Consider the following 19,755-nt stretch of genomic DNA (forward strand, 5'->3'; position numbering starts at 1 on the left):
CTGCTTCCACAAGTTACCCAGTCCGTCGTACTCGTAGGTCGTCACCAGCCCCCGCGGGTCGCTGACCCGCGCAACGCGGCCACCCGGATCGTAGGAGACGTGGGTGGTGCCATTGGCCGGGTCCACTGCCTGCACCATCTGCCCAAGCGCGTCGTAGCTGAGTTGCCTCACGCGGTTCTGCGAATCCGTGATCTGGACAAGGCGGCCTTCGGCGTCGTAGGCATACCGGATGTTCTGTCCATTATTGCCGCGCTCGCCAATGAGCCGTCCCAGTTCGTCGTAGTCGTAGTTGACGCTGAACGTCACAGCGTTCAATCCCATCAGGGTCAGAGTGATCACAGACATCAGCGGACTCCTTCCTTAGCGTCCAACCAAATGGGCGGCGTGACCCGCATCGGCTCTTGGCAGTTGGGACCATTTGGACCATTGGGGCAATGCCAGTCCCCGTTTTCCACCACGATGGTGACGTAGGGACGGGGGCCCCACGCTGTTCCGCTCGTAGCCATCTGCGCGACATAGGAATAGCCGCCGATGCCTACGCCGTCGTGATAGGGCGCGATATCGAAGCTGAAAGTGGCGATCCCCCCTGGCGGAACAGGTGCCGACAATCCATGTGATTGCGTCGGGAAATCATGGCCCCAGGCGAGATAGGTGTTGCCATCCCAGGTGACATTGCCGGTGTTGCGCACCTGCGCTGTGAGGGTCACCCGGTCGCCGTTGTAGATGTGATACGAACTGGAGTTGAAGGTGATGAATTCGGCACTGCGCACAATCGATGGAACCGTGAATGCGCCCGAGCGGTTGATGGTCAGGTTGGCCTGGCCGACCGGCGAGATGCCGTGGATGTAGATCGGTTTGCCGCCATGGTTCTGGCGCAGCGCAGCGTCCAGCGGCAGCTTGAACCAATAAGCCGTACCTCTCGCCTGGCAGGCGTTGGCAACGTTGCCATCAGTGGGAAGGTTGGCAGTGCCGGCGATCGCGAATGCGCCGCCGCCGGCGGAACCGCCGACGTAGGCATGCACATCGATGGAACTGTCCACACCCACCGAGCAGGCCCAGCCTTCTACCGCGTAGTTGCCGTTGCCGTCATGAGTGACGCCACCGATGTCTCCCACCACAGTCGCCTGCGGTACCGCGAACACGCCCGAATTGGCGAGCGCACGATTGTGGGCGCCGCCCTGTGGCGACAGGCCGTACAGGGTGATCTTGCGTCCGCCCAGCTGCTGTCGCTGGGCCAGCGACACCGGCAGCTGGAAGCGGTAAGCGCTGCCGCCCGCCTGGCAGGCAGAGGCGACACCCGGTTCACTGGCCAGGTTGGCCTGCGCAGCGGCCAGGAACTGACCTTCCGCGTAGCCATGGACCTCGATGGAGGCGTTGGATCCAGTACTGCAGGCCCAGCCACGCAGGAACCAGTTCCAGTTGCCGTCGTGGGTCAGTTCGTCGATCACGCCGGTAACCGTGCTGCCCAGTGGGAAGTCGGTGTGTGCCACTTCCTTGCGTGTGATGTTCGAGGCGGCGTCATAGCTGTAGCGCGTCCATGCGTAGGTGCCGTCACCCAAGGGAACCACCTCCGCCAGGCGGCGCCGTGCTGCGTCGTACTCGTAGCGCTCGATCACTCCATCGGGCCGGGTGGCGCTGGCCAGATTGCCCGTCGCGTCATAGCCGAAGGTCGTCGTGGCCCAGCTGTCGCCGAAGCTGTCGCGCTGGCTGACCACGCGGCCACGCGCGTCGTAGCTGTACTCGCGAACCTGGCCATTGACCTGGATGATGCGGGCCGGTTGGCCCAACCCGTTGTAACCACTGAACGCAATGCTGTGTCCCAGCGCGTTGGTCACGCTGACCAGGTCGCCATTGGCGTCATAGACCGAGGTGGCGTCATCCTGCGCCAACGGGCCATCCACCTTCATGGAGGCCTTCAGCCCATTCGGGTGATACGTGTAGGTCAGCGTGGTCGTACGGCTCTGCCCCGGGGCACCATGACTGGAGAGGTTCTTCTCTGTCACCGATGCAACATTGCCGCGCGCGTCGTAGGTGTAGCTGGTCTCCTTGTCGTTGGCGACCGACACCTTGGTCCGGCGATTGCGTGCCGTGTCCCATTCAAAGGTCGTAGTCCGCTGCACGGCTGTACCTACCGCATCAACACGCTTCAGCAGATAGCCCTGGGGGCTGTAGTCGAAGTCGGTCAGGTTGTCGGCGAAATCGTGGACCAGATCAGGATAACCATTGGCGTCGTAGCTGCTCTCCTTGTAGCTGGCTGCGCAGCGCGGCGAGGCGGCGCCGGTCACCGACACCGGGCGACCATCTTCGTAGGCGTGGGTTGTCCTGCGACCCAGTGGATTGGTTTCGATCGCTTTGATCTTGACAGGGCGCGCCTTGCCTTCAGGTGTCGAGGACAGCTGGATGCTGCCGATTCCCGTGCCGGCGCCCGTGCCTGCCATGGGAACACTGCCACCCGGCAAAGAGCGCGGCTGATAGCACATCATCCCGTTGCGCGTGTCCTCGCACCAGCCCCGCTCTGCTTCCACGAAGATGCCACCCGGCCGTGCCGGCGCGGGTGGCGGCAGCACCTGTTCCGTGCTTTCCACCACGTAGCTGATGGTGTGGCGTTCGACGCCACCGGCATGCTCGGAGAGAACCGCACGGCGATTCTCGTCGTAGGCAAAGGTGGAATAGCGCACACCATTGAAGGACTTTCCGGTGAAGCCGCCGGGATACCGTGCGTCCTCATAGTGATAGGTAATGGTGGTGGCTGGCGCGCCTGGCAGCGTGGTCGATGCCAGACGCCCCCGCCCAGTCCCGAACACGTTGGGTGTATAGGCGTACTGGAAGATGTTTCCGGCCGGATCGGTCACCTGCGTGACTTGGCTGCCGCTCCAGGTGAACTTCACCTGGCGGCCGGAAGAGTGCGTGACCGTCTGCAGGTACTTGTTGCTGTAGACGAAGTTCCAGGCGATCCCCTGCTCGTTGCGAAGCTGGGTGATGTAGCCCTCTGCGTTGTAGTTCTCCGCACCATTCTCATCGTTGTGAAGCGTGAAACTGCCGTCCGCATTCTTGACGATGTAGGCAATGGGCTGTGCCTTGTCCTCGTTCCAGTGGCCGCTGGCGGGATCGCGCTGGAACTTGATCCGGCGACCGTCCGGCCGTTGGTTCCAGAGAGTGTTCTGGCCATCAGAGAACGCCAGCGAGTAATCGAAGTTGCTCAGCCAGTGATTGCCGAAAAGGCCGGTCGCACTCCAGTGATGGTTGTAGCTGCGTCGCAGGAACAAGCCCATCTCACTGGCACTTGCGAAGTCCAGCTCGTGCTCGACCTTGTTGCCGGTGTACAGGACGATCGGATTGCCGGTCGTTCCATCGCACTGCTTCTCGCGGTCGTCGGTCTCCTGCTCCTTGGCGGTCTGGTTGGGGGCTGCACCGCCACCACCACCGCCGAGGAAGTCCCAGCGTCCGCCTCCTCCCCCCATGTCGAACAGATGCCACGGGATGATCTCGTTCTGTATGCGCTTGGCGCGCACTTGAACTGTGTCGATATCGGTGGGCTTTTCCGCCGCTTTCACCGAAGGCGCGATAGCCACGCCGGCGCAGAGGGAAACAAGGGGAAGAAACAACAGTACGTTGGAACGGGACCTGCCTGTCACGCGGAGCTTCATGCTCTCTCCAATTCCTGTATGCGGGCTGTTCAGCGGGGACTTTGGTACCTGAATGAGACGACCTTCCGCCCGGAGCCTAACAGCTGATTCAGGTAGATGGAAGTTTTGTGAAACGGCGGCCCATAGACGCGTGCAGCCTGGCGCCCGATACGACCGCCAAGCCCGTTGATCACACGGTGGGGACCGTACCCCCATCGATCCGATACTCCGTCCCTGCGATCGACGCGGAGCGCGGGGAGGCCAGGAAAGCGATCAGGTCTGCCACCTCCTGTGGCTTGGCAGGTCGACCCACCGGAATCCCGCCCAGCCAATCCATCACGATCTTCCTGCCACCTTCGTAATCCGTTCCGGCCTCTGCGGCCATCCTCGCCGCGAACGACACGGACGCCTCGGTCTCGATCCAGCCCGGCGCAACACTCAGTACGCGCACTCCCTTGGGTGTCACCTCTCTGGCAAGCGACTTGCTGTACGTGGTGAGAGCGACCTTTGCCGCAGCGTACGCAGTGGTGGACTCCGGCAGCGGCAGCACGCGCTGGATGGAGCTGACATGGATCACCACACCCGAACCCTGGTGCAGCATCGCAGGCAGCAGTGCACGGTCCAGGCGCACCGCGGACATGAGATTCAGGTTCAGCTCGGCGAACCAGTGCGCATCGCTAATGGCAGCGAAGCCACCACCGGGCGTGTTCGAGCCTCCGAGCACATTGATCACGATGTCCACACCTCCCCACTGCCGGAGGACGGCCTGCGCAAGGTGATCCGTGCCTTCTGCGGTCGACAGGTCGGCAGCGACGTAGGTGACGCCCTCGCGCGGCTGGGCGGGAACCGTACGCGCGGACGTCGTCACGCGCGCTCCGGCCTCCGTCAGGGTTTTCACAACGGCAGCCCCCAGTCCCAGCGTTCCTCCTGTGACCACTGCCCTCAGGTCCTTCAGTTGAAGGTCGAAGTTCATGCCGTGATCTCCAGCGATGCAATCCGGCCGCGCTCCAGTCGAAAGCGGTACGTCAGAACCGTCGGGCTGCCGGGAAAGTCACCGGTGACGTCGGCCTGCACCCTGTGGATGTCGTCCTGCCGCTCGATGGCAAACGGCACACTCGTCGCGTGGTACCGGGCCGTTGCCTCGGCCATGAACGCCTTGATGGCGTCGATGCCCACGTAGGTATGTCCGTCGTCCTTCATCACCGCGTGTGCCGTGAAGCACTGCGTCAAGGCGTCCGGGTTCTGCTCTGCCGCGAAGTACGCCGCAATGGGCTCGGGAAGGGTCAAGGCGCTCACGTTTCTGTCTCCTCGGGTGGATGGCCCGTAGGATGCGCACCCAGGCTAATTTATTGAATATCCTAGAATCCGGATGGGCTCTTTAGAAACGAGTACATAATGCGCGGATCCGACTTTGCTGAACTCAGGGCCTTTGTTGCCGTCGTGGAGCGTCAGAGTTTTGCGCGAGCCGCAGAGCATCTTGGCCTGTCGCCTTCGGCGCTGAGCCAGACGATCCGCCAGCTCGAAGGTCGCATCGGCGCCCGCCTTCTGAATCGCACCACACGCAGCGTCGCACCCTCGGCAACGGGCGAACTGCTCTACAGGCGCATCGCCCCGCTGTTCCGGGAGATGGCTGCTGCAGTGGCGGATGCCGGTGAGGCGACGGGGCGGATGAGCGGCACGCTGCGCATCAACACGCTGGGCATCGCGGCAAGGACGGTCATCGCCCCACGGCTTGCGCGCTTCCATCGCGCGCATCCTGATGTCGTGCTCGACATCGTGGTCGACGATGCGCTGGCCGATATCGTCCGGGGCCGCTTTGATGCAGGCATCCGCGTCGGCGGCCAGCTCGAAAAGGACATGGTTGCCGTCCGCCTCACTCCCGACATGAAGATGATGGCCGTGGCATCCCCCGACTACCTCTCACGTCGAGGCACCCCCACCTCGCCGGCCGAGCTGCACGAGCACGCGTGCATCAACTGGCGACTCGAGATGGATGGCAGGCACTATCGCTGGGAGTTCGAGAAGCAGGGGCATCGGCTCGATGTAGCCGTCGATGGCCCTGTCATCACCAATCACGCTGACGTCGGCATTGCTGCTGCGCTGGGTGGGCTCGGCATTGCCTATCACTTCGAGCAGGACGGCGTAGGCGAACTGCTGGCCCAGGGGCGGCTGGTCCGGGTCCTGTCGGACTGGTCGATCTCGCGTCCCGGGCTGTTCCTCTACTACCCGAGCCGGCAGCATCGACCCGCCCTGCTGGGCGCCTTCATCGACTGTCTTCTGGATCAAGGGCCATTCGATGAAGGGAAGCAGATGGAGGTGCGGTTGCGCTGAGGATGGGGTGGGCCACCATCAACCGAATTCGACCATTCATCAATTGATAGTACTAGCTATCCAGCAGCTACAGAAATCCACTTACCGCCAAAGTTGCCGCCAGCTGCTCGTTTGTTGGCTCTGGTACGGCTTCCACTTCCGGGAGTGCGGGGCGCGGGCTGCCCGTCTACTGGTTCCAACGAGATGGCCAAAAAACTGCAGGCGGCGCTAACCAGCCAAACAAACACCCCGCCAAGAGCGGTGAAGATCGCAACGACGACGCACGCAAAGATCAGATAGCTCATATGCTGGTCAGCCTCGCATAGCCAGGCGCCCCTCAATTGCCGAAATGACACTGTTGATCGGCTCCCGCAGCCAAGCCTTAAGCGCAGATCCAGGCGATGCCTGGACTAGTGCGGCGACCTTGATTTTGATAGACATCAGGTCCACTTCCGAGAGCGGATGAGCTTGACGTTCAGCAAGAGCCATCAAGCGATCCGACCACTTCTGCTTTGCTTCCTTACCCGAGGGCTTGGACATATCTACTCCGTACTCCCTCAACAACTGTACGTAGAGCCCTTCATCAACGAAATCCTCTAGCTCGGACTCTTTGGCTCCAGGCCGAGACAACTGGAACGCGTCAGCGGGAGTGAGCACACCGACCTCAATAGCTTTCTTCTTTGCCTCGTCTCCCGCCTTGTCTTTATCCAGCAAAACCAAGCATTGACACATTGAATCGCGAAGCAACTGGAGTTTGTACGTAAGGTTGCTTGCTCCAGCAAGTGAGTCAATGGCGAAGATGCCAGAGTCGAGTGCCCGGCCAACCGTTGCTGAGGACGATCGCATGATTGCCGAGAGCAGATGGCGATCCGTCTCCCCTTCAACGATCAGGACGATCTCCGCATTAGTGAGGTTGTCTGACACGCGCACACCTAAAGCCTCCCTCACCTCGTTCACAGATCGGGACGCCCTGGCGCGCTTCTTATTCACAATGATGTTCTTTGACACATCCTTACGGTCCACGAACAACGGACAGTGCGTACTGATGATCACTTGGTGCTCTTTGCTGAGATCGGATATCACCTCCTGCAGCCGATGGATAGCGCTGGGATGCAGATGCGACTCTGGCTCCTCAATTGCCAGTACCAACGACACGTCACCGAGCTGGGGAGTAACGGCATGCTTCATGAGCGCGAGCGCTGCGAGGCTCTGTACGCCATCCCCCTTCTTATCCAATGCTGTAGCAGTCCCGTCGTCGATATTGATGTCATAGCTTGAGCGAAGCGCTCGCTGCCTTGCCTCCAACCCAGCCGATATCTTTACTGCTTTGATATCGGGGAGAAATGCACGGAGGCTCGCCGTTAGACTCCTTCCAAGTCGGTCGAAGATTGGCTTTTGCAGAGCACCGATTGCTCGCATCGCATCCTTGTATTCCTCGGAGCTCTCGATCTGTGCAAGATCATCCTGGATAAGCTGATGGATCACCCGCCGAGCCTCATCAGCGGTCCTAACTGCAGGGATGTGTTCGATACGGAGGTGATTGCGAAGGAATTCTCGGATCTTATGAGATCGGCGGTTCATGGCTTCCTTGCCGCCTCCTTGCTTCAACACATTGAACTTCGGAGGACTCTCATTGCCAAGACTGATCTCGATCTTGAGCTTTCCATTGTTCTTACTACCGACAGTCTTAAGGAAGCTGGCACGCTCCTTCACGTCAAGTTGGAACTCGACGTGAAAAAGGGATTCACCACTTGGGTTCTTCTCCTGAAGTGCAATCGGGAAGTCGCGACTCCATTCATAGCCCCATGAGCGGGTCAGTAAGGATTCTCGCGGAGACGAGCATAAGAACCTTACACAAGTCACCAACGCACGAATGATGTTGCTCTTACCTTCATTGTTTGGCCCGACAATCACTGTCGGGTTGCCTAGAGCGAGCCTCTCCGTTCTCTGGATGCTCCGGTAGTTGCTCAACTCAAACGTTACGATCTCCATCGAATCCCCCCGGCAGTTCAGGCAAAGACTGCCCTAAACCCAGCCAGACTTCCACGCTGACCAACTGACGCTGCCCCTCGACCTCGGGCATCGCTGCCCCCGGGGTGCGCACTTGTCTCCCCGCCACACCTGCGAACTTCATGGCCGCATCCCGAATCGAACCGAATCCACCAGCATTCTGAGGGACGATACCGAGCAGCTGCGGGTGATGCGCAGCGCCGCCAGTATGTCATCACGGGTCACGCGCTTGATCCCGGTGAACTCATCCTTTGCGGCAACTTCGCTGATAGGAATCAGCTGCAACCCGTCCTTGTTGCCATTGGGCGAGTGCACGAGCAGGTTGCGGAAATTGCCTGGCCCACGCGAGTCTCGCAGCGCCTCACGCAAGGCGTCCACGTCCATGCCCTCCGGCTGCGGGTCGGTCATGTAATGGATGAACCCGGCATGTGAGCCGCTTGAGTAGTACCGGCGACGGAACAACGTTGCCGATTCGTTGAGCAGCGCCGACTGCACCACGGCCAACCATTCCGGCATCCCATAGATTTCCTGATCGGTGTCGGCCTCACGCAGCTGGTATACCGAGCCAAGTGCAAACTCGTGCTCGACCCACCCGGCACGCAGGTGGAAGAACTCACCAGGATGCGCGCCACGGCGCATGCACTGCGCCATCAACGTTTCCAGCTGTAGCAGCCGCCCGGAGTGCGGGAGTTGCCGTCCCAGATGGGGCCATGCCGAACACTAGGCAATCGAGCAGTCAGACAAAAAAAGGCCGAAACACCTGATTTTTCAGGATATTTCAGCCTTCATCGTGTGGGCGCAAGCATAAATTGACCACATGCTTACAGCACAAGTTGGCCGCAATGGGGATAGATAACCACCATGGCCAATGAGACATTGAGATACCTAAGCAAAAACGCTAGAAGCACAGCCGCGCTGAACTAGAGCAGATGATTAGCTTCTTGCTCCCCCGAGTCATCGCGACGTAGAGATTCTGCGCATTCATCTTCTCTGGCTCAAGCACTACGGCAACGTCTGCCTCCAACCCCTTTAATAGAAGGGTGCTACCGACTGACCTTGGCCTCATGATCCGCGGCATATGGCGGAACCGCTCGCGTTCACGCAACGCGACCTCGCGCAGTGTGGTTTTCCCATTCACTGCCCGCAGGGCTTTTGAGCATAGCCGTACAATATCCGGACGGAACGCAAAGACGCCTCTAGCTTGGCCAAAGGAATCGAGCATGTCTGCAGCCGCTCGGTAAGACGGATCCCGCAAATACTTCAGGCAGATTTCCTCAATCTCGCTAGCCCCCACCTTCGCTCTGCCATTCTGCAGTGAGCGAGCTCGGGCAATCAACTGTTTCGGTGCAAGCCCAACGAGCAGGTTGCCGAAGAAGCCAAGTGCCTGATCCAAGGAAGCTGACCTCGCAGGATCAAACGCAGTCGCGAAATTGATGAAGTCCACCATCTCGTTCGCTTCGACCATCGTTGAACGAGTCCTACGCGCGATTTCCCATTGGGCTTCCTTACTCCGAGAGTCTGCAATGATCAATGCCGTTCCATCGAACCTAGCCTTGGCCGCAGCTAAGCGCGCTTGGCTTTTCTCGGCTTCCGTGCCCTTAAGTGGGACCCAAACCACGCCCTCTGGGGCTGCAGCGAGGTCGATGCATCCGCCGACGCGCCCCAAGGCGGGGCGGACTACGTTCAATAGCCAGCCCCCAAGCAGGGGCGATCCTGCGTTTCTCCATCTCCATGGCTCTCGCTTCCAGGGTATGGATGGAAATGTGGTCACAACCTCATTCCGCCAATCGACCACTGGTCCTGCAAAGTCGAAGATGACTTGCAGGGGGTCACCAAGAACAATAGTTGGCAGCAATTTGGCTAACTCTCTCACCATGTCATGCTGAGCGGTGCTGCAGTCTTGATATTCATCCACGACCACTCTGGAATAGGTCGCCCGGATAACGTTATTGGCATGACCGCCCTGCAGTATGCGGACTGCGCCTTGGCGGATGGCCTGATAGTTCGCGCTGTTCCCATGCAAGCACAGCACCTCCGGGACCAAACCCGAACGCAGAGGAAAACTCTGAACCAAGCGAATCGCCCAGCTGTCCAAAGTTGCTACTCGTGCTGTGCCACTTGGCACCTCCGCTTTTTTCAAACGCTGTTCGAGCGCGGTCCTGCCGGCATTTGTGTGTGTTAAGACCAACGCAGGTCGCTTGTCGGCAGCTTGGAGTAACGCGGAAGTGATGAGTTGCGTTTTGCCGCAACCAGCAGGTGCGCTGACACTTCCACGCTCAAAAGCGAAGAGATCCAGCTCGCCGTCAGTCATCTGACTGCCTAAATAGCTTCAAGATCGGCGTTCTGAGTTCTGGTTTGGCATTTGCAAGGCCTGGGCCCAGTACTTTCTCGCCCACCTGCTCCATTCTTGCGACCGTCTTGAACCAACCCTTTCGACCAGGGCCCACCTTCGAGTCCTTGGTTGTCAACTTGGCTGCTCTTCCAAGAAGTTCTCGTTCCTCATCCTCGTATGCAGCGTCACCGTTCATTAGCGTCTTCGCAGCGTCTAGATCAAATCTTCCGTGCGAAACAGCCACTAGAGCTCCGTCAACGAGCTCTTCCGAGTTCAAGCCAATGGCAAGTTCGATGAGCTCGTCGACGCTGTTGTCTGACAGCCACATGAAAAGCGCCTCCTCTAAAGCCAAAGCGCCATCCCAAGTGCAAACCTGAACGCCCATCGCTTCGGCTGCCGTCCTAGCGGCTTGGGGGATTGGCACGTCAGCATCTAGGAATGCCTTGGTGACATAGCCCCACTCTGCAAAGACGCGCGCCCTCTCTAAGATATGCTCAGGGCTCCGCCCACCGGCATCCACAAAGGCGGTCGCGCTCGCATACGCAGACTTACGCCCCTTCTTGACACGATATCGGTCCAATCCGCGAAGCAAGCCGACTTCACTTGCTCCCTCGCAAACAATGACTGTCCGCGCGAGGAATGCCTCTGGGTACAGCCGAGCGACCCCTTGAATGGAGTTCTCGCTACTAATCCACCGCATCACATGACGGCCAGTGTCCGCTTTCCGGACAATCGTGAGCTGATCACCCCCTAGCTCACGCACGACCACGGCAGAGTGGGTAGTCATGAAGACCTGAAGCGGCGCCTCCTCGTCCTTCGATCCGAGTGAATGCAAGAGGCTGATGACACGATGCGGCTCAAGACCATGTTCAACTTCATCAATCAGTAGACAGCTTGATTCGGAGGACGCCTCCCGATGGAGCGCAGCTAGCAACAAACGTACTGAGCCTGTCCCCAGGCTTCGCAGGGGAACTCCCTCCTCCGAATGCAATGAAATCGCGCCGTCTGAGAACGACAAAGCTCGGGCATCAAGTAGCGCTTTGGCTTTGGTTCCGACATTCACACCAGCCTCTTGGGCCTTGCTGGTGACCAATGCTAGAAGCTCGCCAACTCCAGCACCTGCCTTGTCCCCGAACGCCAAGCGTGCATCCCTCGCAGCGACAACGAGCTCCCCTGATACCCCAAGCACCTCTTCTGACAAGCGGGCCAAGACCGAATTTCTGGTCCATGCCAGGTTAGCACTCGAATGGTTGCCAATCCGGCTCGGTGCGAGGATTGCCCGATCTCTCCAAGCCACTTGTCGCTGGTGGGGATTCGACTCCGTTCTCTCTGAATAGAGAGATCGTACCGGCTCCAGGTCAGCGCCAACTGTCAGCTGAAAGGTTAAAACGACCTCCCGCCCCCTACCTGGTTCGTCCTCGACCTTTCCCTTCGCCGCGTAGAAGCCACGCAGAACATCTCCATACAGATCGAGATCCATTAGTTGGTCAGGGAGCGCCCCGACCGTCACTCTAATTACAATGGATTTGGATACATCGAGATTGAAGAAGTCCGCGTCCGAGAATTCCATGCCCCGCCGAACTGACATACAGGCTTCAATCGCATCGAGAATGGTAGTTTTCCCACTGTCTCCGGGCCCGATCAGGCAGTTAAACCCTGGACTAGGAGCCCAAACCAGGCGGCGAATCCCGCGGAAACGTCGTATCTCAACGTGCCTAATCTTTGCCATCCCCCCTCCCGCATTCACGTCAAAGTTGACTACTAGTTCGCCTCGCTGCTCCATTTGACCCGTTGTTCACCAACATCTTCTCGGCGATGACGCGCTCGACGCGGGCAATCTGGGATTTCAGATGCTCCAGCTGGAGGCCCTCAGGCCCATGCTGCCAAACTTGTTGCGCCTGCGGAAGAAGGGCTGCTCGCTTATGTCGCGCTGCTTGTACAGTGAGGCGGAGCACAACCATCCCGGGGGCGAAGATGTGCTAGATTCGGTTCATATGAGACGTCCGCTCTACCAGAGTTGCCACCGAATATCGGCGTGATCGTAATGATCACGCCCCTGTAGCTCAATGGGTAGAGCAGCGGATTTATATCCCGTCAGCGCCAGATAAGCGGCAAGTGCCGGTTCGAGCCCGGCCAGGGGCACCACCTGACTAATCCTTAGCGCTGATGCCTAGCCGCTCTGTGCCTGCTGAAGCTGCCACCGCTGATGCCTCTCCCTCAGCTCAGCTCACAAATGTTCCAGTCGTTCCTAGCCGCCACTTGAGTGCGGCTGTGCCGAAGCGCAGGTGGCAGTAGCGAGCCACCCCAGGTGAGTCAGCCTCGCAGAGAGCGCTTAACCGCTGCAGCGCTGGGCGCTAGTACTCTCTTACTGCAATAGAAGTAGTTCGGCATAACGCAACGAAAGTTGTTTTTTATCAACAACTTGCCAACAAATTTCACTTGCACACAAGCTCCAGACGAGTCTAGGATCATCCAACAAGACCGTCACGAGTGGTCATGGAATTCCAAGCACACACGCAGAGCAACTTGGAGACCTGGCTCCAGAGGGAGTACGGGCTGCTGATCGATTCGACAGTGATCGCAAGAATTCTGGGCTACAGAAGCGCCAATTCGTTGGCGAAGGCTCGTAGCCGCGGGGTAGTGTCGATCGACATGTTTCGGCTGCCAAACAGGCAGGGGCTGTACACCTCACCCAAGCATCTCGCCGCGTACCTACAGGCGACACTTCCGAAGAACCACATCCCTACTGCTGGAGGCGACGATGGACAGATAGCCGCGTCCGGTCGCTGAGAAAACGAAAGCCCCGATTAGCGGTCGGGGCTTTCGTACAAATGCCATAAATCGCTCACTTGGCATCTCGATCTCAGCACCACTCCCTACGTAAGTCAACTTCCGTTCGGAGCCTATCGGCGCCGTCACGGACAGTCCTTGCCTGTCATCCAGCTATCAGCTGGCCGGAGGGTCCAATGCTGAGCTCACAGCAGATAGAAGCGCTATTCGATTCTTGGGATATCCCTGCACTCGGACGTGACTACATAGAGCACGTGCGGTCACGCGAGCCGGCACGCCTCGTGGGCTCTGGAAGGACACGTAACACGCCGGAACGATTCGCCAGCCAACGCATGGGTAGGGTAATCCAAGCGGAGAGCGCCACAGTGGAAGGCGCCCTAGTACGTATGTGTGAGTACGACTACGAGATTCTGGAGTACTGGGACCAGCCCAAAGCCGTTCCCTTGGTCATCACGGATCGGCGTGGGCGGCGGCAGCGCACGACTCATACGCCGGACTACCTGATCATCCGTGCGACGGGCCCAACAGTGGTGGAGTGCAAGACCAGATCGGGCGCGGAGGCACTAACCAACATCAGGGGGGAGGACTGGAGATTTGATGGAAACGACTTCAGCTTTGAGCCGGCCGTTTCATACTTCTCAGAACTTGGCATCAGCCACAGGGTATGGACCCCGGATGACCGCAGCCAGCTCCGCAGTAGCAACATAGACCTGCTGCTCGCCGTACGGCGATGGCCAAAAAATGACATCGGAGAGAAGTGGAGACTACGGATAACCCGCTACCTGGCCACGCGAATGATCGCCAGCATCTCGGACCTACACTCCGAGCTCCACCTTCCAGATGCGGGCGTCATCCTTCGAGGGATACATGACGGATGGCTGTACGCACCGCTGGACTTGTATCTTCTGTCATGCCCTGAAGATGGCTTGGTTGCCCTGACGGCAAGGGATTTCGAGCTTGGAATGGAAACTCTCGAATCCTATCGCACAAAGTCATGCCACCCTAGCCGATCTCGATGCATTCCCAACCTAGCCCAAGCATCAATCATGATTGAGCGAAAGAAGGAGCTTGACGGCGTATCCGAGCCCACGCGCTCGAAGCGCACGATGCGGCGCTACAAGGCACTGCTTCGCCACAGCAACGGCGACGTTCATGCACTTCTACCCCGGCCACGGCCGGGCAACCGGCTTCCGCGCTTGACGGCTGACCACGAACGCTTCCTCCAAGAATCCATAAGTGCCAACCACACCAACCCAGTCGGCCGGTCGGTGTCGGCAAGCTATCTTCTTTATAAGAATGCATTCGATGACAAGAAAGCCTTGGGAGAGCTGGCCGAAAGTGACTTTTCAGTATCACTCAACACTTACGCCGGCAGACTTCGAAGACGTGATCAAGAGAGCCTAGCCTTTGCGGTGGGCGGAAAGCGAGCCGCGAACAGCGCTGCGAATCCTGTTGACCGTCGCCACGCGAGTGCCCCGACGAAGAGACCCTTCGAGTCAGCGCAGGCCGACCACTACCTGGGAGACCGCGCACTTGCATTGTGCAGCTCAGGCAATAGGCGCTTCACACAGAGACCTTGGGTTAGCGTTCTGAGAGACTCCTGTACCGGGGAAGTACTAGCTCTCACAGTTGGATTTCGCGCACCAGGGAGAAAGGTTCTAGCTGAGCTACTAAGAGACTGTGCGAGAAGACATAAGCGGCTTCCCGAATCGATCGCAAGCGACTGCGGATCGGACTTTGAGTCAACCTTCTACGAGTCCACGCTCGCGCTATACGGCGTCCATAAGAAGGATAGACCAAGTGGCGCCGCCCAGGTTTGGCGGCGAATTGGAAAGGCTATTCGGGACACTCAAGACATCTATCCTATGGCAGCACGCTGGATCAACACGCAATGACATGAGAGGCAGATCAGTCTCACCATCACATCGAAGCCATAGACTTGCCGAACAAGATCTCATTGATTTCTATCACGAGCTGGAAAGCTCCATCTTCGAACAGCTTAACGTTCATCTGCGCGGTGAGAGACTGAACTCTCCAGACGTGGTCATGGGAAATGGACTAGAGCTTTACCCCATGTCGGGAGTACCAATCAGTGTCGACCAAGACTTCCTGATTGCAACCTCAATCGACGCACCGAATCGTATGTATCTGGTAGACAGGTCACGCGGAATCAACGTGCTTGGGAGATGGTATTGGGGCGTAGGGCTAGCCCGTTCGTCCAAGCGAAGGGTTGAAGTACGAATGGACTCTTGGGACGAGAACCTAGTCTATGCATGGCTAGATGGAGGCTGGCTCCCATGCCGAAGCCGCGGCTCTCTTGAGCAAGCGATGGACAGTCTCACAGCTAGAATCTGCAGAACCACGCTCAGGCTGGATGGTCGTGCAGAGCTGGCGGAAGCAAGGCACGAAGCTGACCTATCTTTGGCAAGGCACCTTAGTGAGAGGGAGCGCGTGACGCCGTCTGAGCAGCCCACACCGTTCTCGTCAACAGCTTGCGACGCAAAGAAAAATCCTTCTCTTTGTAGCGACGATATTCCAAGCATCGCCATCAGCTGGAACTCCCAGCCATGACCAAGATCATACCCGCCAATGCGCTGCATCAACTGGACATCGACCATCCCCGATACCAAGAGGTCGATCGCCAACTTTTCACGCAGTTAGCCATGGGCGCGCCCGGAAGTGTTGTCCTCCTGGTCGGTCCCACCCGTGTGGGAAAGTCACGCCTGGTGCAAAGTGTGGCCCGTCGTCTAGTCCAGAGCCCGATCTCAGACGACGAGCTGCCGGTGATCCTTGTTGAGGCTGCGACTACGCATGGAGGGCGCTTCTCAATGAAGCATTTTACAATGCGCGCACTACAAGCACTGCGCCACCCTATGTATGGCGATCTCAGAGGCATCATTCGACAGAGAGAGTCGGAGACAGAGCTAAGGATCAAGCTCGAGCAGGCGATCATCTATCGGAAGACCCGTTACCTGTTCATTGATGAAGCTCATCACCTACTGCGGACTAACCGTGGGGCACAGGCATCCGACATTCTTGATTCTCTGAAGTGCTTAGCCAACACCACAGACATCATTCTAGTGCTGGCCGGTGGTTACGAGCTGTTCGCGGCAGGACTTTCCTCTGCTCATCTAAACGGACGAATGAGAGTCATCGAGTTCGGTCGCTATCGACCTACAGGTCAAGACGAGCTGAATTTTCTCGGGATTCTCAAAGGTTTGGATGCCCATCTTCCTTGGAAGAGCGGAAGTAGTTTGATTATCCACTCTAGCTACATGACTGCCGGGACACTCGGATGCCTGGGGCTGCTCCTAGGCTGGGTGAATGCGGCCATGTGCGAGATGCACTCCCGTGGAGAGCGGGCGCTCCGCTTGGAACACTTCATGGAAACTCGTTATGAAGAGCAGATAGCCCTCATCGCTCGAGAAATTGCTGAAGGGGAGTCCGCAATGAGAAAGCTACCGACGCCTCCCAGCGAGACGAAGAATGGCGCTGACTCGAGTTGCCGCTCCAAGGAACAGAGGAGGCCATTTCAACGGAAGCCCAAGCGGGACCCCGTAGCCCCTGTCAGAAGGTGACCAACCATGGCCGATTACTTCTCCGTTCCGCATCTCGGTGCAGGAAGCCTGGAGGTCGAGGGAATCAGCAGCTACCTCGTTCGCATGGCTCGAGCACATAGCTGCAGCCATTGGCAGTTGGCTAGGCACCTGGATGCATGGTGGGATAGGAGCAACTGCGACCAACAGGTGGAACGACTTCCTAGAATCACCCAGAGTGGAGTGAGAATTCAGCTTTGTGGTGTCGGGTCTGATACCGCAAAGCTAGTTAAAGCCTTGGGTGCCGCAACCGGCATCACCTCCCTACGATCCGCCACCATCCTGTCGCTCAAACAAGTGATTTCAAGCACATCAATTGGCGCGCTGAAGAGTTCACGTGCATGGTGCCCTGCATGCTACGCGGAGGATGCAAGAGAACGAGGAGAGGTCTACGACCGTCTTCTTTGGGCCTTGCTTCCAATAGCGAGGTGCTCGATTCATAAGACCCCGTTGCTCCAGCGCTGCCCCTCCTGCGAAAGCGCTCAAGTCTACGCTTCAGGCGCTCAACTAGACGAGTGCTACGTATGCCGCGCGAACCTCAGAGCGATCCCCCCTTTACACGCGCCTTTGGAGCACCCCGGTTTTGGCGAGCAGCTGTTGCATGAGTTGGTAACAGCCTGCGCCGAGAATCCGAACCTGACTCTCAATCGGGAAGGAATGCGCCTTTTCTTCAAGAGGCACCGAAGAGACCTTCCCCCAGGAGACCCATTAGTCAATGTAAGGGCTCTTGGCTCTCGGTCGAGTAAGCCGTCGCTTATGAGTGTTCTGAAGTTCGCCACCGCGTTCGGAGCATCACTACTCGACTTTCAATCGTCACGGCCCCCTGACGTTAGTCACTGTCTCTATGATGCCGCATCCATTCCCACCTCCAGACGATGTGGTCGGCACCCCCGAAGTGTCTATTTGAAGGTTCAAGTGGCGCTGAACAGCGCCCTTGAAAACCCCAAGTCCTCCCCCGCATTTTGCACTTTCTGCGCAAACTTGGACGTGTCTACAGGTTACGTCAGACATAATTTCCCGATTGAGGCAAGAAAGTATGCGGATCTTCGACGCGAGTACTCTCATTGGAGACGGGAATCGGTGACGGTGGCTGCGCTGGAGATGGCCAACTCGGGACTCATCGATGACTACAGATCTGGGCGCATCAAGCAGCTCAAAGAGCTTATCCGCGCAGTTGCCAATGCCAGCGGTGTTCAAACGCTCACCGCGCGCAAGGTAGTGGAACATTGCCTCTCTTCTGAAACAACCGGACAGGCAAGCGTGAAGAATGCCCCCGGGGCTGGCAAGTGAGTTGGCCCGGCCCTAGTACCACCCACCTACGTGCTGCGGGCGCAATGTCCGCCTGCGGCCGGAGGCAGACATGCCAGCAAGCATGGTCTGCACTGCCACTCTTACGCGGATATGGCCCGGCATCTACAGCCGGGCCACATGGCCCAGTGCTTACCTCTTCTTTGCAGCCGAAGCCGCTTGAGCGTCGCAACGCTCCTTCAATGCCTTGGTCTGAGAGTCATTCAGATCAACCTTGTACTTCGATCGATCAGCCAGCTGCTCGCACGTCTTCGGCTTGGCTTGCGGCGCGGCTGCCGGCGCCGGATCGGCATGCAAGGCAGGATCGTGGGCAGATGCGCCTGAGGACCATGTCAGGCCGGCAACGAGGCATGCAGCGAACGTATAACGCAGTTTCATGGATTGACTCCTGGGTTGGTTCCGGCGGACTGCCGGGGGTGTTACGGCTGATACAGGTCGGCCTGATAGCCATTCAGTTCGATTGTGATGATCACCGGCGAGGTACCTCGGTTCTGCCAATACCAGCCATGTGTTCCATCGAAGGGAGCGATGAAAGTCCCCTCTGCTTTCGATTGGGCGCCCTCTACGGCGTAGCTGGTCCAGGCTCCCTTCACGTCAGGTCTCTCGCCATGCATGTCCACGGCGACCGGAGCGCTGGATGTCCAGCGGAACAGCATTCCTGCGCCCGTGGTCATGTGGGACTTCAGCTCCATGCCTTTGCCTGGCTCGATTTCGATGGTCATGGTGTCCTGACGCAGCGCGCCAGAACCAAAACCTACAGCCGCTGGATCAAGGGATTGCCCCTTGTTCTCTCCGAAGGCGACCTTGGCCTTCTCGGACAAGGCCGCAATGGCTTCCGGGCGCCCATTTGAGGTTTGAGGAACGGCTTCAGATGCGGAGGAATCGCCGCTCGCGGCCAGCGCATCCAAACCGAGGGCACGACCCACGCCAGTCGGGTCAATGCCGTACTCGGCGGGCAATACGGTAGTGATCAGAATCACACCAGCGACCGCCACGGCGAGCGCAGTTGATTTGAGAAGACGACGAGTGCTGGGAAGTTGCTGATTGATGGAAATGGACATTGAAAGCCTCGATCAAAGGTCAGGAAACGAAGTAGCCCGTCAGTTGCATGCCCATCAGCACGAAGCCGGCACACATCAGGACGGTATTGATGCTGTAGGCCTGCCGATGGAAGGACGGCAGACGGCGCCAGAAGCCCATCAGAATCAGGATGCCGGCCAAGGCCAGCAGCTGGCCCAGCTCCACGCCGACGTTGAACGCCAGCATGTTGGGCACCAGTCCGTCAGCGGACAGGGTGAAATCCTGCAACTTCGTTGCCAGGCCGAAGCCATGGAAGAAGCCGAAGATGAGCACGGCTGCTTTGGTGTTGGGCTGCACACCGAACCAGCGCTTGAACGCCCCCATGTTGTCCAGTGCCTTGTAGACCACGGACAGTCCGATGATCGCATCCACCAGGTAGGCATTCACGTGGAAGCCACCCAACACGCCCAGCAGTAGCGTCGTGCTGTGCCCAATGGCGAACAAGGTCACGTAGATGCTGACGTCACGCATCCGGTACAGGAAGAAGATCACCCCGAACAGAAAGAGCAGGTGGTCGTACCCGGTAACCATGTGCTTGGCTCCCAGGTAGGTAAATGCAATCAGCTGGGTGCCCGTGCTGTCCTCCAGGAAGGCCTGGTCACCCTCACTGACGCCGTGGGCGAACGCGGCCCAGGGAATCAACAGCGCGGCCAGCAGGGAGAGCCACGACAACGGTCTGTTCAACGGAATCAAGCGTAGGTTC

The 19,755-nt window shown here is 58.6% G+C and carries 13 protein-coding genes, 1 tRNA gene and 2 pseudogenes; 5 read left to right on the forward strand and 11 right to left on the reverse strand.

Annotated elements, in window-relative coordinates; translation table 11 throughout:
* The 4 genes and pseudogenes from N7367_RS05735 to N7367_RS05750 all read right to left on the reverse strand — a co-directional run.
* Positions 1–345: pseudogene (locus tag N7367_RS05735) on the reverse strand (RHS repeat protein); the annotation flags it as partial.
* Entirely contained in the window at positions 345–3,572 is a 3,228-nt protein-coding gene (locus N7367_RS05740) for a DUF6531 domain-containing protein (RefSeq protein ID WP_241685919.1), read from the reverse strand. The pseudogene N7367_RS05735 and the gene N7367_RS05740, both read right to left, overlap by 1 nt.
* Before the next feature lie 244 nt (positions 3,573–3,816).
* On the reverse strand, positions 3,817–4,599 hold the full coding sequence (locus tag N7367_RS05745; protein ID WP_279941934.1) for an SDR family oxidoreductase: 783 nt from the start codon (positions 4,597–4,599) through the stop codon (positions 3,817–3,819).
* Positions 4,596–4,922 (reverse strand): nuclear transport factor 2 family protein, encoded by a 327-nt coding sequence (locus N7367_RS05750; protein ID WP_065174462.1) that lies wholly within the window; start codon positions 4,920–4,922, stop codon positions 4,596–4,598. The genes N7367_RS05745 and N7367_RS05750 overlap by 4 nt, the downstream gene beginning before the upstream one ends.
* Positions 4,923–5,021: 99 nt before the next feature.
* Between N7367_RS05750 and N7367_RS05755 the strand changes: the two genes are divergently transcribed.
* Entirely contained in the window at positions 5,022–5,957 is a 936-nt protein-coding gene (locus tag N7367_RS05755; protein ID WP_279941935.1) for a LysR family transcriptional regulator, read from the forward strand.
* Between the two features lie 291 nt (positions 5,958–6,248).
* Here N7367_RS05755 and N7367_RS05760 read toward each other — a convergent pair whose 3' ends face one another.
* From N7367_RS05760 to N7367_RS05775, 4 genes and pseudogenes are all read right to left on the reverse strand, one after another.
* Positions 6,249–7,928, reverse strand: a complete 1,680-nt coding sequence (locus N7367_RS05760; RefSeq protein ID WP_277381111.1) for an AAA family ATPase — start codon at positions 7,926–7,928, stop codon at positions 6,249–6,251.
* Positions 7,909–8,597: pseudogene (locus N7367_RS05765) on the reverse strand (hypothetical protein); the annotation flags it as partial. The pseudogene N7367_RS05765 and the gene N7367_RS05760, both read right to left, overlap by 20 nt.
* A gap of 247 nt (positions 8,598–8,844) precedes the next feature.
* Positions 8,845–10,257: a UvrD-helicase domain-containing protein gene (locus N7367_RS05770; RefSeq protein WP_279941937.1), complete on the reverse strand. Its 1,413-nt coding sequence runs from the start codon at positions 10,255–10,257 to the stop codon at positions 8,845–8,847.
* A complete protein-coding gene (locus tag N7367_RS05775) occupies positions 10,250–12,061 on the reverse strand; it encodes an AAA family ATPase (RefSeq protein WP_345781891.1) in 1,812 nt (603 codons plus the stop codon). Before N7367_RS05775 ends, N7367_RS05770 begins: the two co-directional genes overlap by 8 nt.
* A gap of 269 nt (positions 12,062–12,330) precedes the next feature.
* Here N7367_RS05775 and N7367_RS05780 point away from each other — a divergent pair.
* From N7367_RS05780 to N7367_RS05795, 4 genes are all read left to right on the forward strand, one after another.
* A tRNA-Ile gene (locus tag N7367_RS05780) sits at positions 12,331–12,423 on the forward strand.
* Between the two features lie 821 nt (positions 12,424–13,244).
* A complete protein-coding gene (locus N7367_RS05785; protein ID WP_279941939.1) occupies positions 13,245–14,963 on the forward strand; it encodes a hypothetical protein in 1,719 nt (572 codons plus the stop codon).
* Positions 14,964–15,635: 672 nt separating this feature from the next.
* Positions 15,636–16,646, forward strand: coding sequence for a TniB family NTP-binding protein (locus N7367_RS05790; protein ID WP_279941940.1), 1,011 nt, complete (start codon positions 15,636–15,638; stop codon positions 16,644–16,646).
* A 933-nt stretch (positions 16,647–17,579) separates the two neighbouring features.
* Positions 17,580–17,954, forward strand: coding sequence for a hypothetical protein (locus N7367_RS05795; RefSeq protein WP_279941941.1), 375 nt, complete (start codon positions 17,580–17,582; stop codon positions 17,952–17,954).
* 150 nt (positions 17,955–18,104) lie between these two features.
* On the opposite strand, the gene N7367_RS05800 is transcribed toward N7367_RS05795, so the two are convergent.
* Genes N7367_RS05800 through N7367_RS05810 form a run of 3 tightly spaced genes read right to left on the reverse strand, consistent with a single transcriptional unit; the run spans position 18,105 to position 19,724 of the window.
* Positions 18,105–18,350: a hypothetical protein gene (locus N7367_RS05800; RefSeq protein WP_279941942.1), complete on the reverse strand. Its 246-nt coding sequence runs from the start codon at positions 18,348–18,350 to the stop codon at positions 18,105–18,107.
* 41 nt (positions 18,351–18,391) lie between these two features.
* Complete coding sequence (locus N7367_RS05805) at positions 18,392–19,033, reverse strand: hypothetical protein (RefSeq protein WP_046984182.1); 642 nt, start codon at positions 19,031–19,033, stop codon at positions 18,392–18,394.
* 19 nt (positions 19,034–19,052) lie between these two features.
* Positions 19,053–19,724 (reverse strand): HupE/UreJ family protein, encoded by a 672-nt coding sequence (locus N7367_RS05810; protein ID WP_279941943.1) that lies wholly within the window; start codon positions 19,722–19,724, stop codon positions 19,053–19,055.
* Positions 19,725–19,755 lie beyond the last annotated feature (31 nt).

Source organism: Stenotrophomonas sp. GD04145 (assembly GCF_029835135.1).
GTDB classification, from domain to species: Bacteria; Pseudomonadota; Gammaproteobacteria; order Xanthomonadales; family Xanthomonadaceae; genus Stenotrophomonas; species Stenotrophomonas maltophilia_P.